At 53.6% G+C, this 23,802-nt stretch carries 25 protein-coding genes and 1 tRNA gene; 12 read left to right on the top strand and 14 right to left on the bottom strand.

What is annotated here, in order from left to right:
• Nucleotides 1–66: 66 nt before the first annotated feature.
• The 5 genes from C8R21_RS02235 (at nucleotide 67) to C8R21_RS02215 (ending at nucleotide 5,080) form a co-directional block, all read left to right on the top strand.
• Nucleotides 67–699 (top strand): TetR/AcrR family transcriptional regulator, encoded by a 633-nt coding sequence (locus C8R21_RS02235; RefSeq protein WP_107761236.1) that lies wholly within the window; start codon nucleotides 67–69, stop codon nucleotides 697–699.
• Nucleotides 700–723: 24 nt separating this feature from the next.
• A complete protein-coding gene (locus C8R21_RS02230; RefSeq protein WP_107761235.1) occupies nucleotides 724–1,350 on the top strand; it encodes a hypothetical protein in 627 nt (208 codons plus the stop codon).
• Between the two features lie 26 nt (nucleotides 1,351–1,376).
• Nucleotides 1,377–2,147: an MBL fold metallo-hydrolase gene (locus C8R21_RS02225; protein WP_107761234.1), complete on the top strand. Its 771-nt coding sequence runs from the start codon at nucleotides 1,377–1,379 to the stop codon at nucleotides 2,145–2,147.
• 252 nt (nucleotides 2,148–2,399) lie between these two features.
• Nucleotides 2,400–3,446 (top strand): PD40 domain-containing protein, encoded by a 1,047-nt coding sequence (locus C8R21_RS02220; protein ID WP_107761233.1) that lies wholly within the window; start codon nucleotides 2,400–2,402, stop codon nucleotides 3,444–3,446.
• Between the two features lie 26 nt (nucleotides 3,447–3,472).
• The gene (locus C8R21_RS02215) at nucleotides 3,473–5,080 is read left to right on the top strand and encodes a hypothetical protein (protein WP_258192202.1); all 1,608 of its coding nucleotides are present in this window, start codon (nucleotides 3,473–3,475) and stop codon (nucleotides 5,078–5,080) included.
• Between the two features lie 355 nt (nucleotides 5,081–5,435).
• Here the strand turns inward: C8R21_RS02215 and C8R21_RS02210 are convergent, their stop codons facing one another.
• Nucleotides 5,436–6,137, bottom strand: a complete 702-nt coding sequence (locus C8R21_RS02210; RefSeq protein ID WP_107761256.1) for an SOS response-associated peptidase — start codon at nucleotides 6,135–6,137, stop codon at nucleotides 5,436–5,438.
• A 3-nt stretch (nucleotides 6,138–6,140) separates the two neighbouring features.
• Here C8R21_RS02210 and C8R21_RS02205 point away from each other — a divergent pair, with 3 nt between their 5' ends.
• On the top strand, nucleotides 6,141–7,010 hold the full coding sequence (locus C8R21_RS02205) for a hypothetical protein (RefSeq protein WP_146162433.1): 870 nt from the start codon (nucleotides 6,141–6,143) through the stop codon (nucleotides 7,008–7,010).
• A gap of 172 nt (nucleotides 7,011–7,182) precedes the next feature.
• Here C8R21_RS02205 and C8R21_RS02200 read toward each other — a convergent pair.
• The 5 genes from C8R21_RS02200 to rpsU form a co-directional block, all read right to left on the bottom strand.
• A tRNA-Ile gene (locus C8R21_RS02200) sits at nucleotides 7,183–7,259 on the bottom strand.
• A 56-nt stretch (nucleotides 7,260–7,315) separates the two neighbouring features.
• Entirely contained in the window at nucleotides 7,316–9,436 is a 2,121-nt protein-coding gene (rpoD, locus tag C8R21_RS02195) for an RNA polymerase sigma factor RpoD (protein ID WP_107761231.1), read from the bottom strand.
• 182 nt (nucleotides 9,437–9,618) lie between these two features.
• Nucleotides 9,619–11,415: a DNA primase gene (gene dnaG, locus C8R21_RS02190; RefSeq protein ID WP_107761230.1), complete on the bottom strand. Its 1,797-nt coding sequence runs from the start codon at nucleotides 11,413–11,415 to the stop codon at nucleotides 9,619–9,621.
• Between the two features lie 148 nt (nucleotides 11,416–11,563).
• Nucleotides 11,564–12,010: a GatB/YqeY domain-containing protein gene (locus C8R21_RS02185; RefSeq protein ID WP_107761229.1), complete on the bottom strand. Its 447-nt coding sequence runs from the start codon at nucleotides 12,008–12,010 to the stop codon at nucleotides 11,564–11,566.
• A 60-nt stretch (nucleotides 12,011–12,070) separates the two neighbouring features.
• Nucleotides 12,071–12,283, bottom strand: a complete 213-nt coding sequence (rpsU, locus tag C8R21_RS02180) for a 30S ribosomal protein S21 (protein ID WP_004179462.1) — start codon at nucleotides 12,281–12,283, stop codon at nucleotides 12,071–12,073.
• A gap of 142 nt (nucleotides 12,284–12,425) precedes the next feature.
• On the opposite strand from rpsU, the gene tsaD reads away from it, so the two are divergent.
• The gene (gene tsaD / locus C8R21_RS02175) at nucleotides 12,426–13,484 is read left to right on the top strand and encodes a tRNA (adenosine(37)-N6)-threonylcarbamoyltransferase complex transferase subunit TsaD (protein WP_107761228.1); all 1,059 of its coding nucleotides are present in this window, start codon (nucleotides 12,426–12,428) and stop codon (nucleotides 13,482–13,484) included.
• Nucleotides 13,485–13,565: 81 nt separating this feature from the next.
• Here tsaD and plsY read toward each other — a convergent pair whose 3' ends face one another.
• The gene (plsY, locus tag C8R21_RS02170) at nucleotides 13,566–14,174 is read right to left on the bottom strand and encodes a glycerol-3-phosphate 1-O-acyltransferase PlsY (protein ID WP_107761255.1); all 609 of its coding nucleotides are present in this window, start codon (nucleotides 14,172–14,174) and stop codon (nucleotides 13,566–13,568) included.
• Between the two features lie 86 nt (nucleotides 14,175–14,260).
• Here plsY and folB point away from each other — a divergent pair, with 86 nt between their 5' ends.
• On the top strand, nucleotides 14,261–14,620 hold the full coding sequence (gene folB, locus C8R21_RS02165) for a dihydroneopterin aldolase (RefSeq protein ID WP_107761227.1): 360 nt from the start codon (nucleotides 14,261–14,263) through the stop codon (nucleotides 14,618–14,620).
• 104 nt (nucleotides 14,621–14,724) lie between these two features.
• Here folB and C8R21_RS02160 read toward each other — a convergent pair whose 3' ends face one another.
• Entirely contained in the window at nucleotides 14,725–15,312 is a 588-nt protein-coding gene (locus tag C8R21_RS02160) for a CBS domain-containing protein (protein ID WP_107761226.1), read from the bottom strand.
• Nucleotides 15,313–15,768: 456 nt separating this feature from the next.
• Between C8R21_RS02160 and C8R21_RS02155 the strand changes: the two genes are divergently transcribed.
• Nucleotides 15,769–15,954: a hypothetical protein gene (locus C8R21_RS02155; protein WP_107761225.1), complete on the top strand. Its 186-nt coding sequence runs from the start codon at nucleotides 15,769–15,771 to the stop codon at nucleotides 15,952–15,954.
• A gap of 62 nt (nucleotides 15,955–16,016) precedes the next feature.
• Here C8R21_RS02155 and pyrF read toward each other — a convergent pair whose 3' ends face one another.
• From pyrF to rpsA, 4 genes are read right to left on the bottom strand one after another with little or no spacing between them, the layout of a single operon-like run.
• Nucleotides 16,017–16,736: an orotidine-5'-phosphate decarboxylase gene (gene pyrF, locus C8R21_RS02150; protein ID WP_107761254.1), complete on the bottom strand. Its 720-nt coding sequence runs from the start codon at nucleotides 16,734–16,736 to the stop codon at nucleotides 16,017–16,019.
• Nucleotides 16,737–16,779: 43 nt separating this feature from the next.
• Complete coding sequence (locus C8R21_RS02145) at nucleotides 16,780–17,163, bottom strand: LapA family protein (protein WP_258192201.1); 384 nt, start codon at nucleotides 17,161–17,163, stop codon at nucleotides 16,780–16,782.
• A 35-nt stretch (nucleotides 17,164–17,198) separates the two neighbouring features.
• Entirely contained in the window at nucleotides 17,199–17,483 is a 285-nt protein-coding gene (locus C8R21_RS02140; protein ID WP_011381373.1) for an integration host factor subunit beta, read from the bottom strand.
• A gap of 8 nt (nucleotides 17,484–17,491) precedes the next feature.
• On the bottom strand, nucleotides 17,492–19,207 hold the full coding sequence (gene rpsA, locus C8R21_RS02135; protein ID WP_107761224.1) for a 30S ribosomal protein S1: 1,716 nt from the start codon (nucleotides 19,205–19,207) through the stop codon (nucleotides 17,492–17,494).
• 107 nt (nucleotides 19,208–19,314) lie between these two features.
• Between rpsA and C8R21_RS02130 the strand changes: the two genes are divergently transcribed.
• Nucleotides 19,315–19,548 carry a hypothetical protein gene (locus C8R21_RS02130; protein WP_146162432.1) on the top strand — a complete coding sequence of 78 codons (234 nt, stop codon included), beginning with the start codon at nucleotides 19,315–19,317 and terminating at the stop codon, nucleotides 19,546–19,548.
• A 20-nt stretch (nucleotides 19,549–19,568) separates the two neighbouring features.
• Here the strand turns inward: C8R21_RS02130 and cmk are convergent, their stop codons facing one another.
• A complete protein-coding gene (gene cmk, locus C8R21_RS02125) occupies nucleotides 19,569–20,258 on the bottom strand; it encodes a (d)CMP kinase (RefSeq protein ID WP_107761222.1) in 690 nt (229 codons plus the stop codon).
• Nucleotides 20,255–21,619 (bottom strand): 3-phosphoshikimate 1-carboxyvinyltransferase, encoded by a 1,365-nt coding sequence (gene aroA, locus C8R21_RS02120; protein WP_107761221.1) that lies wholly within the window; start codon nucleotides 21,617–21,619, stop codon nucleotides 20,255–20,257. The genes cmk and aroA overlap by 4 nt, the downstream gene beginning before the upstream one ends.
• Nucleotides 21,620–21,801: 182 nt before the next feature.
• Between aroA and cysK the strand changes: the two genes are divergently transcribed.
• Both cysK and epsC read left to right on the top strand, forming a co-directional pair.
• On the top strand, nucleotides 21,802–22,755 hold the full coding sequence (cysK, locus tag C8R21_RS02115; protein ID WP_107761220.1) for a cysteine synthase A: 954 nt from the start codon (nucleotides 21,802–21,804) through the stop codon (nucleotides 22,753–22,755).
• A gap of 58 nt (nucleotides 22,756–22,813) precedes the next feature.
• The gene (gene epsC / locus C8R21_RS02110) at nucleotides 22,814–23,731 is read left to right on the top strand and encodes a serine O-acetyltransferase EpsC (protein ID WP_074974721.1); all 918 of its coding nucleotides are present in this window, start codon (nucleotides 22,814–22,816) and stop codon (nucleotides 23,729–23,731) included.
• Nucleotides 23,732–23,802: the final 71 nt, after the last annotated feature.

The following is a 23,802-nucleotide window of genomic DNA, read 5'->3' as shown; positions in this document are numbered from 1 at the left end:
CGGTCTAGACTAATCAGTCTAGTGGCTCATATCTGCATCAATCCATACAGATCGTGGAGGAATAGGTTGACGAAGGAAGCTCGCACATCTACCGAGGAAAAACTGCTTCTGGCAGCACGCCGCCTGTTCTGCCGCGCCGGCATACATGCGACCGGCATTACACGCATTCTTGAGGAAGCCGGTGTGGCCCGTGGCAGTTTGTATGCGCACTACGGCTCAAAGGAAAATCTGCTCAAGGCGGTGTTCGATACGGAAGCGAACATGTGGTTTCACTGGTTCGACCTGGACCTGCCGCATCTCAAGTGTTCCCCCAGGGAGCGCATCCTGGCCCTGTTCGATCTGCTGGAGAAATGGTTCGCGAAGGAAGACTTCTTCGGTTGTGTATTCATCAACGCCGTGGCGGAGCATGAAAAGGATAGCCGCTGGGTAAAGGATGTGGCGGGTGCGTACCGGGACCAGATAATTGACCGGTTGAGGACACTGGTTGGGGAAAGCGGGGCCACGGATCCGGATATGGTCACCCAGAAACTGGGCCTGCTCATCGAAGGGGCGATCGTGACTGCCATGGTCACTCAAAACAGCCAAGCAGCCTATATTGCCCGGCTTGCCGCCGAGGATGTTCTGAGGTGCACGGAATGCGTGTCTCCCGAGAACGGCCCTACATCATCCGCTGCGGCTGCTGCCTTGGAATCGACTTAGGCCGGAATTTTTACAGGAGAAAATATGGACAGCATCTGGGCAAATTTATCGACAGGCATGCGGCGTTTCCTGGTCCTGACCGGATCCCTCGCGGTTATCGTCGCGGTGGGCTTGCAGTTCCATGTGAGCTCCCAGGGGGATATGTCCGGCACCTACCCGAAGGGCTTTCGCGGCGGCACATGCACCATAGAGTCCGACTCCCTGGTGATTGGCTATTCGGGTTATTTCATTCCAACAAACTACGAAATCCCTGAGGACGCAACAGGCGCGATGTCCGTCCCTGTCCTGTGCGGAAAAATACCCAGCCCCGGAACGCTGGATGTCACGATCGATCTTCTTTACCCCGAATCTGCGCGTGAATGGCCGCTGACCATGAGGCTTGCAAAAATGGAAGGCGGCGTGCCGGTGAAGACTCTGATGACGGTGCCGTCGAAAACCTACGAGACCGGCATCATCACGCATGTGCTGAACATGGGCGAGACGGGTGAATACCGGCTTTATCTATCCGGGAAGGATGGGAACCAGGCTGATTTCACGCTGGAAATCCCCATCATCGTGGGCGCGCCCTGGTATGACAGCATCCCTCAGCTCTGGCCCGTATTTCTACTGATCGCCGGAGCAATTCTTTATCGTATTTTCAGAAAGTTCTAACTGTTCAAGCAAAGGGGAAATTCAACATGAGATTCCAACAACTGCGAAATGCAACGCTCATCATCGATTATGCAGGAAAAAAATTCCTCATTGATCCCATGCTGGGGGAAAAGGGGGCTTTTCCGGGATTCGAGGGTACTCCCAACAGTCACATAGCCAATCCCGTGGTGGATCTGCCTATTCCGATGGATGAGACCCTGGATGTCGATGCAGTCATCGTGACCCATGTCCATATGGATCACTGGGACGAAGCAGCCATGAAGCTCGTGCCCAAGGACATGCTGATTTTTACGCAAAACGAGAATGATGCAGCGGAAATCCAGGGGCAAGGCTTCAAGAACATTCGGGTCATGGGGGAGAACACGGTTTTTGACGGCATCACACTTATCAAAACCCCCGGTCGGCATGGCGGAAAAGAAACTGTTGAAAAATGGGCTGAGCTGTTGGGCCACGTCTCCGGTGTCGTATTCAAGCACCCCAATGAAAAAACGGTATATATCGCGGGGGATACCGTCTGGTACGAGGGAGTCGAGGAAAGTCTGAAAAAATACGAGCCCGATGTGGTCATCCTGAATAGCGGAGACGCCCAGGTGCTCGGCTATGAGCCAATTATCATGGATAAAAAGGATGTTTACGAGGTTTACAAAGCAGCCCCCAAGGCAACCATTATTGCGAGCCACATGGAATCCGTGAATCACGCCATGCTCTCGCGAAAAGAGCTGCGGGAGTTCCTCAGTGAGAAGGGTATGACACAACGCGTATTGGTGCCTGAGGATGGTGAGTCCTGTGTTTTCTGATGGGATTCGAAGGGCGATACCTATTCAGTATTCGGGACGGGAACGGGGCTGATGGTGTGCATAATGAGGCGGCCCGCCCCGGCGGGTTTGTCGAGGCGTATGAGCTGAAAAGAATTGGCTTTGATCCCTGGTGCTGGAGAAAACAGTCGCGGTGGGAGATGTCTGCCGTAAGCATTACGACGGGGTGCGTATACCTTCTCAATCTCAAAAAGAGAACGAATGGTTTATTTTTATCTGGAGAGGAGAAACAGAATGAAAGACAGCTCTGTTATGAAGTTTTATTCCACGCTATCGGTTTTAATGCTGGTCGGCAATCTGTCTTATGCCATGCCGGGTATGCACGGAGCCGAAGGCAGTGGAGTGACTGAGCCGCCTGCTGCATCAAAAGATATGGGGGCGCCCATCAACTCATCAGGTTCGGAAATAGAAATTACCTACAGTGCAGACGGCAAGACAGCTATTTTTGTTTCAACCCGCAAGGGCAGTATCGAATCACCCGGCACCCCTTACAATTTCGACATATGGATGGCTCACAATGTGGATGGCGTGTGGCAGGAACCCATTCACCTCGGTCCTGACATCGATCCGACCGTAGGCCCAAATATCAATACAGCGGCCTGGGACTTGGAACCCAGCTTCTCGGATGATGGCAACGTCATTTATTTTACGAGATATGAACCGGGCGACCTGCTGTCAGGTGATCTTTATGTCGTTCAGAAAGTGAATGGTGTATGGCAGTCGGCCAGAAACTGGAACGATGTTCCGGAACTTCCCAGTATCAATACCCCAACTGGGGAGGAACATTGTCCGATTATTGTTTCCGACAGCCTGATTTATTTCAATTACAGCCAGCCGGGAGTCACGCAAGAGAGTGATATCTGGAAAGTGGAGAAAAAAGAGGGGGTGTGGCAGAAACCGGTGAGCCTGGGCGCGAAAATCAATTCTCCACAGCGTGACCATATGCACTGGACCGGGGTGTCAAAGGATGGCAAAAGCATGGTCGTCACCAGTACACAGGTTGATCCGGATTCCCGAGGTGGGCACGATATGTGGATCTCACGTCAGGATGCCAATGGAGAATGGCAGAAACCGATCAATCTCGGTGATGTCATCAATACCTCAGGTGAAGAAATGTGTTGGACTTTCACGCCTGATGGTAAGAAATTTACCGGCAGTTGGGGACCTCACAACACATTTGATACGGATATCCGCTGGATAAGCAAAGAGGATATTCCCTTATTGAAAAAATTCGACCCCATTGGGCCACCACCTAATTTACTTGCCAAAACCAGAAAATGATACCCAAGGCGGCTGGAATCAAATTCATGAGGAAAAGCGCTACAGTATTAGTATCGACGCTCTTGGCACTGGCATTGACTCAAGTTGCGCGAGCGGATGACGAGGGTTCACATAAACCCCGGATTGGCGATGTGCATTTCAAAGTGGAGTGCAACGCTGCGGCACAAGCCAGGTTTAATGTGGCAATGGCCTACTACCACTCTTTTCAGTGGCAGCGTGCCATTGCAACGGCTGACGACGTACTCAAGGCCGACCCCACCTGTGGCATGGCTCATTGGGTAAAAGCACTCGCGACTCTCGATAACTCGTTTGCCTGGCCAGTCACCTTGTCAGAAAAAGCAATGACTGAGGGGCCGATATTACTCGATGCCGCGCGTAAGGCCGGGCTCAAGACTCAGCGAGAGCGTGACTATGTCGATGCGCTCGAAATATTCTTTAAAGGCCTGAACAACGCGAACTATCGAGAAAGGGCTGATGCCTTCGAAAAAGCGATGGCGCAACTGGCGCAACGAAACCCCGAAGACAGTGAGGCAACCGTGTTGTATGCGCTCATTCTCTCGAGGAACTTCGATCCCACTGACAAGACCTATAGCAATCAATTGCACGCCGCCAAGCTGCTCGAGCCAATCTTTGCCCGGGAACCGAACCATCCTGGAGTGGCGCACTATCTGATTCACAGTTATGACTATCCACCGTTGGCCAAGAGTGGGATCCACGCTGCGAGGAAGTACGCGAAAATTGCCCCGGACGCGCCTCACGCCTTGCACATGCCATCGCACATCTTCACCCTCACAGGCCTTTGGCAAGAGTCGATTGATACAAACCGTCGTGCTGCCGCAACGGCTGATGACTCGATCACCCACGACGGGCATCATGCGTCCGACTACATGGTATATGCCCACCTGCAGTTAGGGCAGGATCTCGCGGCGCAAAAAGTCATGGAGCAAGAGCAAGCGAGACATGGAATCGACATGCTTGGGGTCGCGTATCCGTACGCTGCTATCCCCGCAAGGATCGCACTTGAACGCGGAGCCTGGCAGGAGGCAGCGAATTTGCCGTTGTATTCCCGGGATACCTACCCATGGAAGAAGTATCCGCAGGCTGAAGCGGTCAATGCCTTCGCCCGCGGTATTGGTTCAGCGATGAGTGGAGAGCCGGCTAAGGCAAACCTCGAGGCGAAGCGGTTGATCGAACTTCGCGATGCAGCGGCGGCTATGAAATTAAACTACTGGGCCGATCAGATCGATATCCAGGCCGAGGTAGTACGCGGACTGGCAGCCTTTGCGCAAGACAAACGCGATGAGGGTATCGCAATACTGCGCCGAGCGGCAGAGCGTGAAGACGCGAGTGCAAAGAACGTCGTCACGCCTGGGGCGATCGTTCCGGCGCGAGAGATGTTGGCGACGACACTTGAACGTGACCATAAACCGGCTGATGCTCTCGCTGAATTCGAAAAAGTCCTTGAGCAACAGCCCAATCGATATCGCGCGCTCGCGGGAGCAGCTCAAAATGCAAAGCGAGCGGGCAATGAGCAGAAGGCCGTTCACTACTCGGAGCAGCTGGTTGAGTTGACCAAGCACGCTGACGGCCCACGCTCCGAGATAGTCGAGGCTAAGCGGATACTTGGGAGGTAACTGTACAGACGTTCTCCCAAAAGCATCAGAGACCTTTATTTGCGCCGCTTGCTACTTGCCATTGTTCGATAGCTCGGACAATACGAGAGTGGGACAGATCAACTCATGAAGGTGGTGCCCGGCCAGGAAGCTCAGTCAGGCAGGTAGATAAGCAGGTCGATTTACACCGCCACCCTCTTTTGGTACATTGATCGGCAAGCTCTTGCGTACAGCTTCTTAAGGCTGTTGGAGGATTGAACCATCCCGCCCGGTACGATTTCTGATGCCGGGGCGACCGTAACTTCGGGAGTACGGCGTGGCAATTTCAGCCCTTGTATCGTAATCCACGCAAGGGCTTTTTCATGGGCTGGAGCACTCAATTTCCCTCGCAATTTATCGGTGCAAGCAGGTGCTTCCCGTTATTACCCGGATCCGCCCGGTTCACCTCCCGGCTCACGCGCCACCACATGAATTCCTCGCTTGGCAACGACCGGCTTTGGGCAATGTGGGCCGCTTCCTCGACTGGTGTCTCCGGGTCCATCCAGCGCCAGGCATCCTCGGGCTCCAGCACGACGGGCCTGCGATCATGGATGTCTACCATACCGCTGCCCGAGTCTTCGGTGACAATGACAAATCCGACTTCAACGACCTGCTGGATGCCCGGCCTGAAGTTGGTGATCCCCGCCATGAAAATGGGCGCCCTGTCCTTCCGGGTGATGTACCAGGGCTGCTTCCTGCCCTGCTCAAGTGTCCACTCGAACCAGCCACCTCCGGGAATGATGACCCTCCCCTCCTGGAACATATGCCGGAAATAGCGCCCGGTCAGCGCTTTCTCCACCCTGGCATTGATCCAGGGCCGCTTCTTCTCTTCCGCCTCCTTCGGGGTGCGGTAGCCCCAGATGACGTAATCGGAATGAAGTGTTCCCTGCAGCCTGTGCAGCATCAGCGGAGAACTGCCGGGGCTGACGTTGTATTTGGGGATGTTATCTCCGCCCTGCCACTCAAGGCCATGCGTATCCGCGCCCAAGGCTCGGGCGTAATATCCGGGTGTTTCCGATTGCTCAAAACGTCCGCACATGTCTTGATTGTTCGCGAACCGCTGGACGAAGAATTTCACCGCAATCTCGCGGACCAAATTGCGGAGATTGAAAAACAGCGCCTGGATTCTGCAGGAACAGACGGGGTAGTAGTTATCCAGGTCAAAGGCGATGTCAGCGCGTCGATCCCGCAAGATGCCCGCGCCATTGGCGATTTGCTGCTGTGCTTTGACGCATTCGACAAAAAGGGGCTGCGCACACGCATCCTTCCCCAAATGTCGGGCGTCCTAACCGCGTTGCGGTTGGGCGGCAGGAGAGACTATAAATTCCGCTCCCTTGCGGAAGGCAGCTACTTAACTACCCTCAATGGAGAAATTGTCCATTCCTTCTCTATCGAGGGAGGATCAGTTGGAATGTACGTGTCCTCTCCCCTGAACAAAGCTGAACTTGAGAGAGTGTCAGAAGACATTTCGCTTATTATGAAGGCTGGCAACCTCGAACGAGTCGCTCGCCTCTATACGCAATCGCTCAATCAAGCTACCGACAATTATCGCTCCTTCATCGCCGCTTGGTCATCACTCGAAATCCTGGTCGGTAAGATCTTTCCTGTCTATCATGAGCTTCTCGCAGCGGAACTGCGGAAGGTGAGCCAAGCCCCCGGACTCCACGCGTACCTCGACCGCATCATGTTAGTAATGGGAGGAAAGCACAATCTAGCAGACAAGTTCGCGGTCATTTCGATGTTTCTCGATGACGAGAGTAAGCCCGAAGAGATAAAGACCTTTCGTAAGCTGAAAGACGTTCGTGATCGCTTGTCCCATGGAGAAGAGCTGCCCGAAGATAGTTTGCCCACTACAGAGGTGCAGCGGCTATTTGACAAGTACCTCCGGAATCATTTGCGTCATGGCGCGTAAGGCTTCAATCGAGCGGGCCCGGCAGAAGTTTAAGCATTATGCCGATTTTGGCATTCAACCTGTTCTTTTTGCTAAAGGTAGCTGCAATTTTTTCCGACTTAGTGTCCCTCTAGTGCCCCTCAAAAAGAAAAGGCTCACAATAATAATTGTAAGCCTTTGCCTTTGTATTTATTGGTGGGTCTGGTTGGACTCGAACCAACGACCAAGGGATTATGAGTCCCCTGCTCTAACCGACTGAGCTACAGACCCTTCTGCAACTTTTAACTTAACCTGGAACTGTATTGAACTGGATAACTGAAGGCTGATCAGCCTTCAGTGTCCAGGAAGCTGCGCAGGCGCTCGGAACGGGACGGATGACGCAGCTTGCGCAGCGCCTTGGCCTCGATCTGGCGGATGCGTTCACGCGTCACGTCGAACTGTTTGCCGACTTCCTCCAGCGTGTGGTCGGTATTCATTTCGATACCGAAACGCATGCGCAGTACTTTTGCTTCACGCGGTGTCAGCGAATCCAGTATATCTTTCGTAACATCGCGCAGGCTGGCATAAACTGCCGCATCCGCAGGCGCCATGGTGGCTGAATCCTCGATGAAATCTCCGAGATGAGAATCTTCGTCATCTCCGATCGGAGTTTCCATGGAAATCGGTTCCTTGGAAATCTTGAGAATTTTACGAATCTTCTCTTCCGGCATTTCCATTTTCTGCGCGAGGATAGCGGGCTCCGGCTCCTGCCCGGTTTCCTGCAGGATCTGGCGGGAAATGCGGTTCATCTTGTTGATCGTTTCGATCATATGCACCGGGATACGGATGGTACGCGCCTGATCGGCGATGGAACGTGTGATGGCCTGACGAATCCACCAGGTTGCGTAGGTAGAAAACTTGTATCCGCGCCGGTATTCGAATTTATCCACCGCCTTCATCAGGCCGATGTTGCCTTCCTGAATGAGATCGAGGAATTGCAATCCCCGATTGGTGTATTTTTTGGCGATGGAAATCACCAGTCGCAAATTCGCTTCGGTCATTTCACGTTTGGCGCGGCGCGCCTTCGCCTCGCCCGTGGACATGCGACGGTTGATTTCCTTGAGTTCCTTCAAGGGAATACCTACCTGCTTTTGCAGTGCCAGCAGGTTCTGTTGCTGTTCCACGATCTCGGGACGATAACGTTCCAGCGTCACGCTGTAGGGCTTGCCGAGCGCAATCTCCTCATCCACCCAGTGCAGGTTGCTCTCGTTACCGGGGAAGGTCTTGATGAAGTGGTTACGCGTCATTCCCACCTTGCTTACGCAAAGCTCCATTATTTTTCGCTCGTAACCGCGCATTTCATCCACCAGCGCGCGTTGCGTATCGCACAGCCGCTCAACCATTTTGGCAGAGAAACGGATAGCCATCAGCTCGGATGAAATCTGCTCCTGGATGTCTTTATAGGCTTTGTTGCCCGACCCTTTCCTTTCGAGCACTTTCTGCATCTCGTCATAAGCCTTTTGAATCACTTCAAAACGCTCCAGCGCGTCATTTTTCAGCTTGAGGAGGTTGGCATTTGCAACTGCGGTGACATCGTCGTCTTCTCCTGCGTCCGAGTTCAATTCCTGTTCCAGGGATTCATCGGAAATCTCTTCGCTGATAATTTCTTCCGTGCTGGGATCGAGCAACCCATCCACCAGCTCATCGACACGCATCTCGTCTTTCGACACTCTCTCGGCGAGTTCGAGAATTCCGGCTATGGTTGTCGGACAGGCGGAAATCGCCTGGATCATGTGCTTCAAGCCGTCCTCGATACGTTTTGCGATTTCGATTTCGCTCTCACGCGTCAGCAGTTCCACCGAACCCATTTCGCGCATATACATCCGGACAGGGTCGGTCGTGCGCCCGAACTCCGAATCCACGGTGGAAAGCGCGGCTTCGGCTTCTTCCACCACATCCTCATCGGCCACGGTAGGCGCGGTTTCAGACATGAGCAGCGTTTCTGCGTCGGGCGCTTCGTCATAAACGGAAATCCCGACGTCGTTGATCATGCTGATGATATTCTCGATCTGCTCCGCGTCGAGCATGTCATCGGGAAGATGATCATTGATTTCGGCGTAAGTGAGATAGCCGCGCTCCTTGCCCTGCACGATCAGGTTCTTGAGACGCAGGCGGCGCGCCTCGAGCTCCTGGGAGGCTGTGGCTTTTTCCGGATCCCTGGCCTGGGAGTTTTTTCCTTCCCTGGCCGCCTTTGATCTTGCGATCTTGCCATTGGCAGGCTCTTTTGCCGCCATCACTGCCTTCGCAATCTCGGTCACCTGCTCTGGAGCTTTAGCCATTGCATCGGTTTCCGCTTCACTGTCATTTTCGAACATTTCTTCATCCACCTTCGTCAGTTCTTTTGCTGCCGCTTCTTTCGCCTGCGCTCTCAACAGCTTCTTCATATCTTCAGATTCCTTGATTGCCATCCGAACCTCGCCCTCAGGTTGACCCGAAACTTCGGCAGACACAGCCGTCTTTGCTTTTACCGCTGCTTGGACTTGTGCCCGGGTTTGACCACGTTCTTTTCCGAGTTCTTTCCGTTGAAAAGTAAAATTTTTCCATTATATCAGAACATGCTCGCATTCATGCCACAGCTGGCAGTTCTGCTTCACGGCATCGCCATTCGCTGAAGCTCCTGCCTTTCCTCAAGGGTAAGGGCGCTCAGGGATTTATTGTGCAGCACTGCCATGCGTTGCTTGCGTTTCATCTCATGTAATCGCGCCATCGCTCCGGCAAATTCCGCTTCCAGGTCGATCTCGCCGTCCCAGCCAAGTGTTTTGCTTGCCGCCTGCTCAAGGAGCGCCCGATGAGGACTATCGCGAAAATAAACAACCATCAAAGGTATCGACGTACCTTCTCCCATGTGGGGGTGGGCGTCGATAAATTCAACGAGCGCGGCCAACGCTGCTACTTCTTTCTCATATTTCTGGTCATACGCAAGCAGTTCCCTGTCAAGCTTCTGGATATAGACAGGGTGGTACAACAATACCTGAAGCAGCCATTCGTAGGGAGAAACAGGCTGCGGACGGGAAGGCTTTTCGCGGACCGGAAAAGCGGTAACCCGTCTGATCTTCAAAATACTCTCCAACTCCCGTTCGCTCAGACCACTGATCTCCGTCAATCGCTTCACCAGCATCAATGCAAGCCCGGGTGCAGTGATTCGCGCCAGCAAGGGTTTGACATCCTGCACCAGCTTGGCACGGCCCTCGCTACTTTTGAGGTCGGCTCGCGCCGACAGTTCCCTGAAAAGAAAAACAGATAGGGGCAATGTTTGCTCAAGCAGCTTTTCGAAGGCGCTCCTGCCATGGTTGCGGATGTAACTGTCAGGATCCTCCCCCTCTGGCAGAAAAAGAAAACTGATGCTCTTGCCGTCGGCAAGCTGTGCGAGGCTGTCCTCCAGGGCGCGCCAGGCCGCTTTTTTTCCAGCACTGTCTGCATCAAAGCAAAAGACGATATTATCCGTCTGCCGCAGCAGCTTCTGGATATGGTAAGGCGTGGTGGCAGTGCCCAGGGTAGCCACCGCGTATTCGATTCCATGCTGGGAAAGAGCCACTACATCCATGTAGCCCTCCACTACGATAACCTTTCCCGCTTCCCGGATCGCACGCCGGGCGCCAAAGAGATTGTAGAGTTCGCGGCCTTTCTGAAATAGAGGCGTTTCCGGGGAATTGAGATACTTGGGCTCCCCCTTCTCCAGCACTCTGCCACCAAATCCGACAATCATCCCTTTGAGATTGACGATGGGAAACATGATGCGATCGCGAAACCGGTCATAACACTTGCCCCCGTCGCCCTCGACCCTCAACCCGGCCTGTACCAGCAGGCGTTTCCTGGCATTCTCCGGCTGCCCGGAGAATGGAGCGTGCAGGTTCTGCCAGCCTGCGGGAGCATATCCGATGCCAAAACGCGCAGCGGTTGCGCCCGTCAGGCCGCGCTGCTTCAGATAGTCGATCGCATTTTTCGAAAGCTTGAGTTGCTCCCGGTAAAAACTCGCGGCAACCTTCATTGCCTCAAGCAACGCACCCGGGGAGTGTTCTGTTCCATCTGTTCCATCTGTTCCTTGCGGCTTTGCCTGTGCAGAATTCGATTGAGACCCTGGCCCCGTTTCAGCTTGTTGCGCAGGGACCTGGAGCCCGACTCGGGCTGCAAGTTCATTCACAGCCTCCACGAAGTGCATGCCGCCGTACTCCATCACGAAACCAATGGCATTACCGTGGGCGCCGCAACCGAAACAATGATAAAACTGCTTGGTGGGGCTTACCGTGAAGGAGGGGGTTTTTTCACTATGAAACGGGCAGCAGGCGCTGTAGTTCGCGCCCGCTCTCCTGAGGGGCACGTCGCGCTCGATGACATCGACAATGTCTGTCCGGTCGAGCAGTTCCTGAATGAATGATTGTGAAATCATTTATGACAGATCAGGCAAGCATATGGAGAGTGGAGCGCGGGCAGAAAACTCACTTGAAACTCACTTGTGAGAAAAGAGCATCCCACTTTTGATACACGCAGTACCTGCAATTGAAGTCCGCTACCTCAATGAGGCCGCAAGCGATATGTCAGACGGCGAGTCTGGTCTTGACCAGAGCAGATACTTTGCTCATATCCGCCCGCCCGGAAAGCCTGGGCTTGAGCAGCGCCATTACCCGCCCCATATCCTGTTGTCCCCTGGCCCCGGCATTGGAAATCGCTTCAGCGACAGCACATTCCACCTCGGTATCGCTCAATGCCTGAGGCATGTAGGATTGCAGCACCTCCATTTCATACTTCTCTGCATTCGCGAGATCCTGCCGGTGTGCTGCTTCATATTGGACAATGGAGTCTCTGCGCTGCTTGAGCATTTTTTCGATAACGGCAACGACGGCCGCATCATCCAGCTCTTTGCGCTCATCCACCTCACGCTGCTTTATCGCAGCCTGCAACAGCCGGATGGCATCACGCCGCCGCGCATCGCCCGCTCGCATCGCGGCTTTCATATCTTCGGTTATTTGCTGTTTCAGACTCACGGCGGCCGAACAGAGTTTACAGAGATTTACAGATAACTTTTATTTTTCGACTGACTTGAACTAGTAAAGTTTCGGTGGAAGCAACTGGCTGCGCAGGCGCTTGTAGGTACGTTTTACTGCTGCTGCCAGCTTCCGCTTGCGCTCAGCGGTCGGTTTTTCGTAAAATTCCCTGGCACGCAATTCCGTAAGCAGGCCTGTTTTCTCTATCGTGCGCTTAAAGCGGCGCATTGCGACTTCAAAGGGCTCGTTTTCCTTGACTTTAATAGTGGTCATGAAGATTTGGTTCCTTTCCTGAAAATGTTGATCAATAAAAAGTGACGACTCGTCTTCGTCTAAATATAGACAGCCCGCTATTATATAACAAGTAACAATTCCTAAAAAACTCCTGTAAAGAATCTGATTCTCTCTACCTCAATTGCTCGTACTCGGAATTGAAACCTCCTGCGACGAAACGGGTGTCGCGCTTTATCACACCCGGCAGGGCCTACTGAGCCATGCCCTATATTCCCAAACTGAAATGCACGGGGAATATGGCGGAGTGGTTCCCGAACTCGCCTCCCGCGACCATATCAGGCGGCTGCTGCCCCTCATCCGGGAGATATTTGCCGAAGCCGGCCTCACACTGCAAGACCTGGATGCCATCGCATACACTCGGGGTCCGGGGCTCGCGGGCGCGTTGCTCGTAGGCGCAAGCGTGGCAGCCGCGCTTGGCTTTGCGCTCAAAGTTCCCGTGCTCGGGATTCACCACCTCGAAGGCCATCTTTTATCTCCTCTGCTCTCCGACCCTGCCCCTGCTTTTCCATTCGTAGCGCTGCTCGTATCGGGCGGCCATACGCAGTTGATGGAAGTGACCGGTCTGGGGCAATACCGATTGCTTGGCGAAACTGTGGATGATGCGGCAGGCGAAGCCTTCGACAAGACAGCCAAGCTGCTCGGACTGGGTTATCCAGGGGGTCCCGCCCTTTCCCGGCTGGCGGATGAATTTTCCCGGACAGGCCAATCCTTGCCTTTCGAGCTTCCACGTCCCATGCTCCACAGCGGCGATTTCAATTTCAGCTTCAGTGGTCTCAAAACAGCCGTGCTGACACTGGTGAACAAACATGAGATGACATCGCAGAGTCGCGGCGCGATCGCACAGGCTTTCCAGGAGGCAGCGGTCGAAGTGCTGACCGAGAAATCGCTTGCAGCACTTGCAAAAACGGGACTTACCCAACTGGTGGTGGCCGGCGGGGTGGGAGCAAACCGCCAGCTGAGAAGCAATCTCGACCGCAGGGCGGAAACGATTGGCGCTACGGTATATTATCCTAAACTCGAATTCTGCACCGACAACGGCGCGATGATCGCATTTGCAGGGGCGATGCGCCTGGAATCTGGCCTGGAATCTGGAGAAACCGAAAGTTTAAAGCTCGGCAGGTTTACGATAAACGCCCGCTGGGATCTGGAAATGCAGGAAAAAATTGGCCAGGACACATAAGATGCAATCGAAGATACCGTCGGTTTTCGCGCTTGCTCTGCTCTCCGGACATAGCCGGGAAGGCGGGTTGCGCAGCATCCCTCAAGAGATGTTGCGCTTGCCAATACGCGATTCCCTGCCAGCGATCAGGTCGGCGATATTTGACTTATGCCGCCAGATGAGCAGCAGGGACATGATGAAAACAACAAGGGTGCGCGCTTCGAAGCCGAGAAAAAATAAGGCATAGAATGGCGCCAGGCCTGCTGCCGCTATTGCCGCCAGCGATGAAAAACGCCAGATCACCGCTACTGCGAGCCAGATTGTGACGGCAAGCAATCCCATCCAGGGATTGAATCCCAGCAGTATCCCCAGCGCGGTCGCCACTCCCTTCCCACCCCTGAAATGCAGAAACACGGGAAACAGGTGGCCCAGAAAAACCGCCAGGGCCGCTGCCGCAACTGCCTCGTTACCCAGGCCCAAAAAGGGTGCATAATACTCCGCCAGCGCGACCGCAAGCCAGCCTTTCCCTGCGTCCCCCAGCAATGTAAATATCGCTGCGGATTTTTTCCCGGATCGAAGGACGTTCGTGGCGCCGGGATTGCCGGAGCCGTACGTGCGCGGATCAGGCAGTTGAAAGAACCGGCTCGCCAGCACGCCAAAGGAAATCGAGCCCAGCAAATATGCTGGCAGAACCAAAGCTATCAGCGTCATTTTTGCAAATAGAATAAAATCCCCTGCTGATTCTACTTGAAAAACAGCTTCGGCAATGTTGCTCGCCGGTGCTTTAATGCTTAACAATGGATATTATCTTCCTGCACGAACTCAAAGTTAAAACGCTGATTGGAATTTACCCGTGGGAGCTCAAAGTTGCGCAGATGATCCAGCTCGATCTGGAGATCGCATTGCCTGCAAGCCGGGCCTGTCAGACCGACAATTTCGAGGATGCGCTGGATTATGCCCTTATTGTGCAGCGCATTCAGGAGATCCTTTCCGAAAGGCATTTTTCCCTGCTTGAAGCCTTGGCCGAGCACATCGCGCAGACCATCCTGCTCGAATTCAAGTCACCGTGGATCAAGGTAAGCGTGGCGAAACTCAGCGCGATTCGGGGTGTAAAAAAAGTAGGCGTGCGCATCGAACGCGCATCATGCGGTGGTTAAGTGCCTCGGAACTCAGCTCAAACAAATAATGGCCTGCTTTGAATGTCATACCGGCTTTCGCCGGTATGACGTTTGTACTGTTTGCTCGCCGAATCAATAAGACATCAGCCTGCCGCGAGCGCCGCCTCTATTTCGGTAAAGGTCCTGGCAATTTCCACTGAAGGAATGATAGTCCCGAGTTGCTTTTCGATTTGCGTCAGGGAAAAAATTCCGCAAACGGTGGGCGTGCCATCCACCCCATTCTCTATTACGAGGGTATGCTGCCGACCGGTGTCACACAGGCTGGCGATAATATTTCCGACTCTTGCATGCTGGATTTCTGACATGTGAATCGCTTCCAGCCGATCCAAAGAGGTCATGATGTCGGAAACAAGAATTTCATTGTGCTTGACGCACCTTTCCTGAATGAAACGCAGGGGTTTTTCCCCCAGAATGTCGGTCGCGGTGATAATGCCTGCGAGAAGCTTGTCCCCATTCAACACAAGCAGAGATCGTATTCCGCGCAGCATCATATAGGCATTAGCCGACTCCATGGTCACATCCGGCTCGATTACAGCGGCCGGAATATGCCGTAAGTCGGTCATTACAACGAGCGCGGGTGATGTCAGAGTTACCGGTGCAGGCTGGACTGGCGTTGCCACCCGTACAGCGCCCGTGAGACGCTGCACCGGGAGGAGATGATAGTCGGACATAACGATATCCTCCACGTTAGAGAGGGAATACGCTTGAAATCAGTGAAATCGAATCCAAGCATTCCCCTGAATCTAACTCTACGCCCACCTTCACAAAGGGTCAATGCGACTTTTTGTAACGTCGGAATATAGCAAACCACAAAAAGAGCTTCTCATCACCCCAGGCGCTCTGCCCGGTTCGCCAGCCTTTCATCCATTTCATTTGGAGTACAACGCTACCCGTGCTTCCCGGCAGAAAAAATCTGTCGCGAGTGCAAAAACTGTCAGCGCCTGCTCGATCCGACTTATGTGGGAAAGCGAACAGAGGCCCGTAGCCAAACTGTAGAAGATTCCCCTAACGCTTATCGCAAAGATGGCGCCGATGGATCTGTTCCGGTTTGCGATTTGCGGCAGGCTCGATTAGAACGTTCAGTAATTGCTACTCTATCCGACAGTTTCTTTCGTGGAGAACAGTATATGAAAAATGCATACAGGGGCTTCGATCTCAATACTGCCGAATTTGATAACTGGCTTGAACCTGCCACTACCAGGATGGTAAAGCATACAAAATCAAATAAAAACAAACTCTGGGGTGACTTCGAGGGTAGCCAGATAAACCGAAAGAAAAAGCGCGAGGCCAGATCCGACTTGTGGGCGAAATAGATAACGATTTTTTCTGAATCAGCAAGCCCTTCGACAGATTCTGGGCACAGGCTTCATCTCTCTCAGAAATTGTCGAAGTGACTGACATCCCTGATATCTTCGATATCCTTGTTCAGCCGGCTCAGCATCTCCACCGGTTCAGTCGCCTGGGTAATAGGTCTGCCAATAACAAGATAATCCGATCCGTTCTCAATCGCCTGACGAGGGGTTGATATCCTCCGCTGTTCATCCGGAGAACTATCGGCTGGCCGTATTCCCGGCGTTACCAGACAGAAATCCGCACCCATCGCCTTTCTCAGCCTGGACGCCTCGAGCGCGGAACATACGACTCCATCCAGGCCGCAATCCCGTGTAAGCGATGCAAGACGCTGCACCACGTCCTGCGGTTCGCCCTTCAGACCCACCTCATCGAGATCGCTCTGATCCATGCTGGTCAGCAGCGTCACTGCGATGAGCCTGGCTGTTCCCGGCGTCACGGCTTCACGCGCTGCTGCCAGCATTCTTCTTCCACCCAGCGCATGCACGTTCATCATCCACACTCCCAAGGCTGCGGCTGTCCTGCACGCATTTGCCACGGTTGTGGGAATGTCGTGGAATTTCAGATCGAGGAAGATCTCGAAACCTTTACCCATCATCGTTTCCACCAGCTGCGGCCCGGCAGCGGTGAAGAGCTCTTTGCCGACTTTAAGCCGGCATAGCGAGGGATCCAGGCGGGCTACAAGATTGAGTGCGGACATTGAGTCCGGAAAATCCAGGGCGACGATAATACGGGGATCATTCATACGCAATTTATCGGGAACGGAAATCACAGGAAGGTATAGTGGATTACAGATGAGCGTCCGGGACGTCATATTTTCTCCGGTATGAGGCGAGTTGCCGTCTTTGCCTGAATACGATGGCGAGGCAGCCTGCTGCGCCAAGCGCCACCCCCAGGGCAAAGAAAAACAATATTACCAGTACCAGCGGTGCCGTCCATTCATAACCGAAGTAATAATAAAGCGTTACCGGTTCGACATTTCTCACGGCAAAGCCCAGCAGGAGGAGAAACAGCACAATCCGCAGGAACCATATCAGATAGCGCATGATCAGTTTTTCCGAAAAAGAACTCGCGTTGACATCAGGAGCATTGCTCAAACCAGGACGACACCGCGCACGCAATCGGCGAGCGCGTTCCCCCTGCATAAAAAAGCGGCATGATCTTTCAATCATGCCGCCATTATATCCATCCGTTCAATTTGCGTTTTTCAGTTTTTCTGATCCACCCGCTCCCTCATTTCCTTTCCTGCCTTGAAATGAGGGACATATTTTTCCGGTACCCGGACTTTTTCTCCCGATTTCGGATTACGCCCGACACGCGGAGGACGGTAGTTCAGATCGAAACTGCCAAATCCGCGAATTTCAATACGCTGTCCTTGTGACAAACTCTTCGCCATCGCGTCAAGTATAACCTTGACTGCCAGCTCGGCATCTTTTGTTCCCAGTTGAGGATGGCGAGCTGCAAGCCTCGCGATCAGTTCAGACTTTGTCATGACGCCCTTTATTGTTCCGTATTCTTAACATCCATTTTGGCTTTGAGCAAAGCACCCAGACTGGTGGTTCCCGCGCTGGCGGATGCGTCACCTGTCACCTTCTGCATCGCGTCGGATTCCTCTGCCATATCCTTTGCCTTGATGGAAAGATTAATGCCACGGTTCTTGCGATCGACGTTAATAATCATTGCCTCGACCACATCACCTTCCTTCAAATGAGAGCGAATGTCCTCAACCCGGTCGCGCGACACCTCTGAGGCGCGCAGGTAGCCTTCGACATCATTCTCGAGTGAAATCACGGCGCCCTTCGCATCAATCGACTTTACCGTACCTTTGACAATGCTGTTCTTGTCGTGAACCGAGACAAAGCTGTTGAAGGGATCGCCTTCCAGTTGCTTGATACCAAGCGAGATACGCTCGCGCTCCACATCGATGGACAATACCATTGCCTCGACCTCGTCACCCTTCTTGTAATTGCGCACGGCTTCTTCGCCCGGCTGATTCCAGGAAAGATCGGAAAGATGCACCAGCCCGTCTATCCCGCCTTGCAATCCGATAAAGACGCCGAAATCCGTAATGGATTTGATCTGGCCACGCACCTTGTCGCCTTTTTGATGATTCATGGCGAAATCTTCCCACGGATTCACTTTGCACTGCTTCATGCCAAGCGAGATGCGTCGCCGTTCCTCATCTATCTCAAGAATCATTACTTCCACTTCATCGCCCAATTGCACCACTTTGGACGGGTACACGTTCTTGTTGGTCCAATCCATCTCCGAGACGTGCACGAGGCCTTCAATGCCTTGCTCGATTTCAACAAACGCACCGTAATCAGTAAGATTGCTGACCTTGCCGAACAGCCGGGTATGGGGAGGATAACGTCGTGACAATCCTACCCACGGGTCTTCCGTCAATTGCTTCATGCCCAGCGAGACGCGATTTTTTTCCTGATCGAATTTGAGGACTTTCGCGGTTACTTCATCACCCACGCTGATGACCTCGGAGGGATGCTTCACCCGCCGCCATGCAAGATCGGTAATGTGCAGTAAGCCGTCTATACCTCCCAGATCCACGAATGCGCCGTAATCGGTGATATTCTTGACAATACCCTTGACGATGGCGCCTTCGGTCAGGTTGGCGAGCAACGTCTGGCGGTCGGCGCCCTGGGTTTCTTCCAGCACTGCGCGGCGAGACACCACTACGTTGTTTCGCTTCCGGTCAAGTTTGATAACCTTGAATTCCATCTCCTTGTTTTCGTAAGGAGTCGTATCCTTGACCGGCCGGATATCCACCAGCGAGCCGGGCAGAAAGGCGCGAATGCCATTGATCATGGCAGTCAATCCACCCTTGACCTTGCCGCTCACGATACCCGATACGATCGCGCCGTTTTCCATCGCAGCTTCCAGATCATGCCAGGCGGTAAGGCGCTTCGCTTTGTCCCGTGACAGGCGGGTTTCGCCATAACCATCTTCCAGCGCCTCGATGGCGACGCTGACGAAATCGCCAGGCTTGGCTTCAACTTCGCCCTTGTCGTTCTTGAATTCGTCGACGGGGATGAAACTCTCTGATTTGAGTCCGGCGTTTACGACTACAATGTTGTAATCAACCCGGACGACCTGGGCGGTGATGACTTCACCGATACGCATTTCCTGACGGGAAAGGCTTTCTTCAAATAACGCTGCAAAACTTTCGGAAGAATCGACAGCGGGGGAAACAGTAGCCATTGTAAAAACCCTGATGTGGGTCCCATCAAAACCGGCAGATTTTCATGGGGTTAAGGTTAATAATAACTGCGCTTGAGGGTTCTCTTTTTTTGAAAGCCCATAACGATATGGCAGCACTCGTATTACGTATTACCGACATTTCAACTGCCCGGACATTCGAAATATCCGGCTTCAACTGCACTTCCTGCTCTGGATTCATCCTGAATCCAGCTACCCGGCATTCGATGCGATTGAATGTGAAAAAACACAAAATGGTCCGGGAAATGGATTTTTTACGTGTTCCTGTCACTCAGGAGCGCTTGAAGCTAAGCGAGGGCAAGCTTATAGGATTTGACGGATAGAACCTCTCTACACGACATGCTCAAATGGGTCCTTTTGCAGAAATTTCAGCGTACAGACTCAATACGCGATCAACCGCCTGGTTGATGTCGAGTGAAGTGGTATCCAGCAAGTGTGTCCCTGTGCCTAATTGCAATGGCGCAATGCTGCGATTGCTATCCCGCTCATCACGCTCCCGTATGTCCTGCAAAAGGGTGGCAATATTAGCACCCATCCCTTTTTCCATCAACTGGTTATAACGCCGCTGAGCACGTGTTTCAGTAGTCGCCGTGAGAAATACTTTGAGAATGGCAGTGGGAAACACAACCGATCCCATGTCGCGACCATCGGCTACCAGACCCGGAATCTGGCAGAATGCGCGCTGTCGTTCCAGCAGCGCCGCGCGAACGAGAGGATAAGCAGCTATTCTGGACGCCGCATTGCCGCATTCTTCCGAACGTATTGCATCCGTGACGTTTTCATTGTCCAGGCGAATCTCCGCATCTGCAAAAACGACATTCAGATGTGCAGCGACTCCACTCAGCGCATGCTCATCCTTAAGCTCGATTCCCGATCGCATTGCGGCCAGCGCCGCCAGACGGTACAGCGCGCCGCTGTCCAGATAGTGAAAGCCGAGTTTTGCGGCGACCCGTTGCGCTACGGTGCCCTTGCCGGAAGCAGAAGGACCGTCAATCGCGATGACGGGAATATCCTGAATATTCTTATCGTTCATAAAATATTAAAAGAATCGACCGGGGCGGCGAATTTACCCTGGGCTGGATCGGCATGGATGATGGCCGCAAATTTTTCGAAATAATCAGGAAACGTCTTTGAGACACATTGGGGATCATTGATTCGAACAGGCGTGCCAAAAGACACGAGAGAAAAGCACATTGCCATGCGATGATCGTCATAGGTATCAATAGCCGCATTCGCCGTCAGTTCCCCGGCGGGCGGCGTGATTTGCAGAAAATCGTGCCCTTCCTCCACTTCTGCGCCGAGTTTGCGCAATTCCTGCGCCATGGCTGCAATACGGTCGGTTTCCTTTACGCGCCAGCTCGCGATATTCCTGAGAACGGTGTTTCCCCGCGCGAACAAGGCTGTCACTGCAAGCGTCATCGCTGCATCCGGAATATGGTTGCAGTCCAGATCGATTGCTCGCAGGCTACCAGATCCGGGAGCGCTTGCTTCGATCCAGTTATCGCCAAATCTGATATCGGCTCCCATCTGCTCGAGCGCCTCGGCAAAGCGAATATCTCCCTGGACACTATCACGTCCTATGCCTTCGATGCGTACGGGCCCTCCCCCGATAGCGCCGGCCGCAAGAAAATAGGAGGCGGAGGACGCATCACCCTCGACGAATACCTGACGAGGACTCCGATAGCGCTGGTCTGGGGATACAGTAAAGCGTCGCCAGTCCTCCCGCTCCACCTGCACCCCAAAGCGCGCCATCAAGGCGATGGTAAGATTGATGTAGGGTCGCGAAATCAGTTCCCCTGTCACAGTGATGGCCGGCAATACATCCATTTCTGTTCGCAGGAAAGGCAGTACCATCAACAGGGCAGTAAGGAACTGGCTCGATACATTGCCCCTTACCGTCATTTCTCCAGGATGGATCTGCCCGGGTTTGATCTGGAGCGGCGGGAAACCTTCCTTCCCGAGATAGGTAATATTCGCACCTACTTGACGTAGAGCGTCGACCAGATCGCCAATGGGGCGTTCATGCATTCGCGGCACGCCAGACAGGCAGTAGTGCCCTTGAGCAAGCGCCAGCACGGCTGTCAATGGACGGAAAACGGTACCTGCGTTCCCTAAAAACAGGTCCGCTTCCGTTGTAGGAAAACGAAGGGGAAACTGGCTCCCCACCCCCTGCACGCGATAATGGTCTTTACCAATCTGAAGGATGGATACACCCAGAGTGGAAAGCGCATCGAGCATGCGGGCAGTATCATCGGAAGCCAGCAGGTCGCATATATCGGTTACCCCCTCCGACAGCGCGGCAAGTAACAAAATTCGATTGGAAATGCTCTTTGAGCCAGGCAAGCGAACGATACCCTGAGCACGCCCGACTACCGGCAAGTCAACAAAGTTCACACGCTGCCTTAGGGATTGTCTTCATCGATAAACAGCCAGTTGGGCAATAAAACCCGCTATTATAATCGACCTCCAATTCCGAATAAATAATAAGCACAATTGGCTCCCAGGAAGCAGATCATGCTCGAATCTCCAGTATCTCCTGGACAATCCGTGTATGGAAGGACGCATTGACATTGAAAATGGCGCACTGGTTCAAAGATAATTCCCAGACCATCGGGCGCACGCCATTGGTCCGGCTTAATCGCGTCACGGATGGCGCCCCGGCAACGGTACTGGCCAAGATCGAAAGCCGTAATCCCGCTTATTCTGTAAAATGCCGTATCGGCGCGGCAATGATCGAAGACGCGGAGCATCGCGGACTGCTTTGTGCCGGAATAGAACTGGTGGAACCTACCAGCGGCAATACGGGCATCGCCCTTGCTTCTGTTGCAGCTGCCCGCGGCATACCACTGACATTGACCATGCCCGAAACCATGGGTCTGGAACGCCGCAAGCTGCTTCTCGCTTACGGGGCAAAACTGGTTCTGACCGAGGGCGCACGGGGCATGAAAGGCGCGGTGGCGAAGGCCGAAGAAATCGTTGCTTCCGATCCAGGCCGATACCTCCTGCTTCAGCAATTTTCCAACCCGGCCAACCCTGCCGTTCACGAGCGCACCACGGGACCGGAGATCTGGAACGATACCGACGGGGCAGTCGATATTTTTGTTGCCGGCGTGGGCACGGGAGGCACCATTACCGGTGTTTCGCGATATATAAAGGGGACGAAGAAAAAGTCCATCATCTCGGTCGCCGTTGAGCCCGCTGCCAGCCCGGTGATCACGCAGCATCGGGCTGGCGAACCGCTGAAACCCGGACCTCACCGAATCCCGGGAATTGGCGCAGGGTTCATTCCTGCAAATCTGGATCTCTCTCTCGTGGATGATGTACAGCAGATCAGCAATGAAGATGCGATTCACTATGCACGTCGCCTTGCACGCGAAGAAGGCATTATTTCGGGGATTTCATGCGGCGCAGCGGTTGCAGCCGCGTTAAATCATGCGAAGCGAGCGGAAAGCGCCGGAAAAACCATTGTTGTCGTTCTGCCCGATTCAGGAGAACGCTATCTGAGCTCCAACCTTTTTGAGGACGTTTAGGAGGCTCAGGAATAGCCAGGTTGAGTGATAATAAATGTAAATGAAGGAGTATTTCTGATTGAAACGAACAGGGCTGGAAATTGGCGGCGTAGTGTCCGAATTGCGCGCACTGCGGCTCAAATCCCTGGAAAACCGGCAGAGACGCGACAGGCCCCCCAAGCTTCCTTCCCGCAAGGTGCTGGTCGGCATTGCGGATGGACTGGGAGCCGTGTTGTTTCCCAATCGTCTGGGAATGCCCGATCTCACCAATGAAAGCGTCGATTATTATGTGGGCCACACGCTCGATGTAACGCTGCGGGAATTGATGGTGCAGGTGCGCCGTGAACTGCGCTTTGCTAGTGATGCGGACGCGACAGGCAATTCTGAAAGAGAGCGGGCAGCGGGAATTACGCAAGCCTTTGCCCAAAGGCTACCGCATATACGCAGTTTGCTTGAAAGCGACATTCAGGCAGCCTATGAAGGAGACCCGGCTGCACGAAGCGTAGATGAGGTTCTGGTATGCTATCCCGGAATTACCGCCATTACCTATTACAGGCTAGCGCATGAGTTGCACCGGCTGGGCGCGCCATTGATCGCCAGAATGATTTCTGAAATTGCTCATTCTTCCACCGGCATCGAAATCCATCCGGGTGCGCAAATCGGCGGATTCTTCTTCATAGACCATGGGACGGGTGTGGTTATCGGCGAGACCGCCATCATCGGCGAACATGTGCGCCTATACCAGGCTGTCACCCTCGGCGCCAAGCGCTTTCCAGTGGATGAGCATGGGGCTCTGGTAAAAGGCAATTTGCGTCATCCTATCGTCGAAAATGATGTCGTCATATATGCTGGCGCGACGATCCTGGGACGCATCACTATCGGCCGAGGCTCGACCATTGGCGGGAATGTATGGCTCACCCGCAGCGTGCCTCCTGGCAGCGTCATTTCCCAGGCGCAGACACGCAACGAGGTGTTCGATGGCGGCGCCGGCATCTAGTCCCGGCTGCGGGCTACGCAAATCTGCTCGCAAACCACCTCGCCATCATCCCGTAATGCGTGAAATATCCG

It is taken from the genome of Nitrosospira multiformis, from assembly GCF_003050865.1.
GTDB lineage: Bacteria > Pseudomonadota > Gammaproteobacteria > Burkholderiales > Nitrosomonadaceae > Nitrosospira > Nitrosospira multiformis_E.
This window is presented reverse-complemented; position numbering and strand designations above follow the sequence as displayed.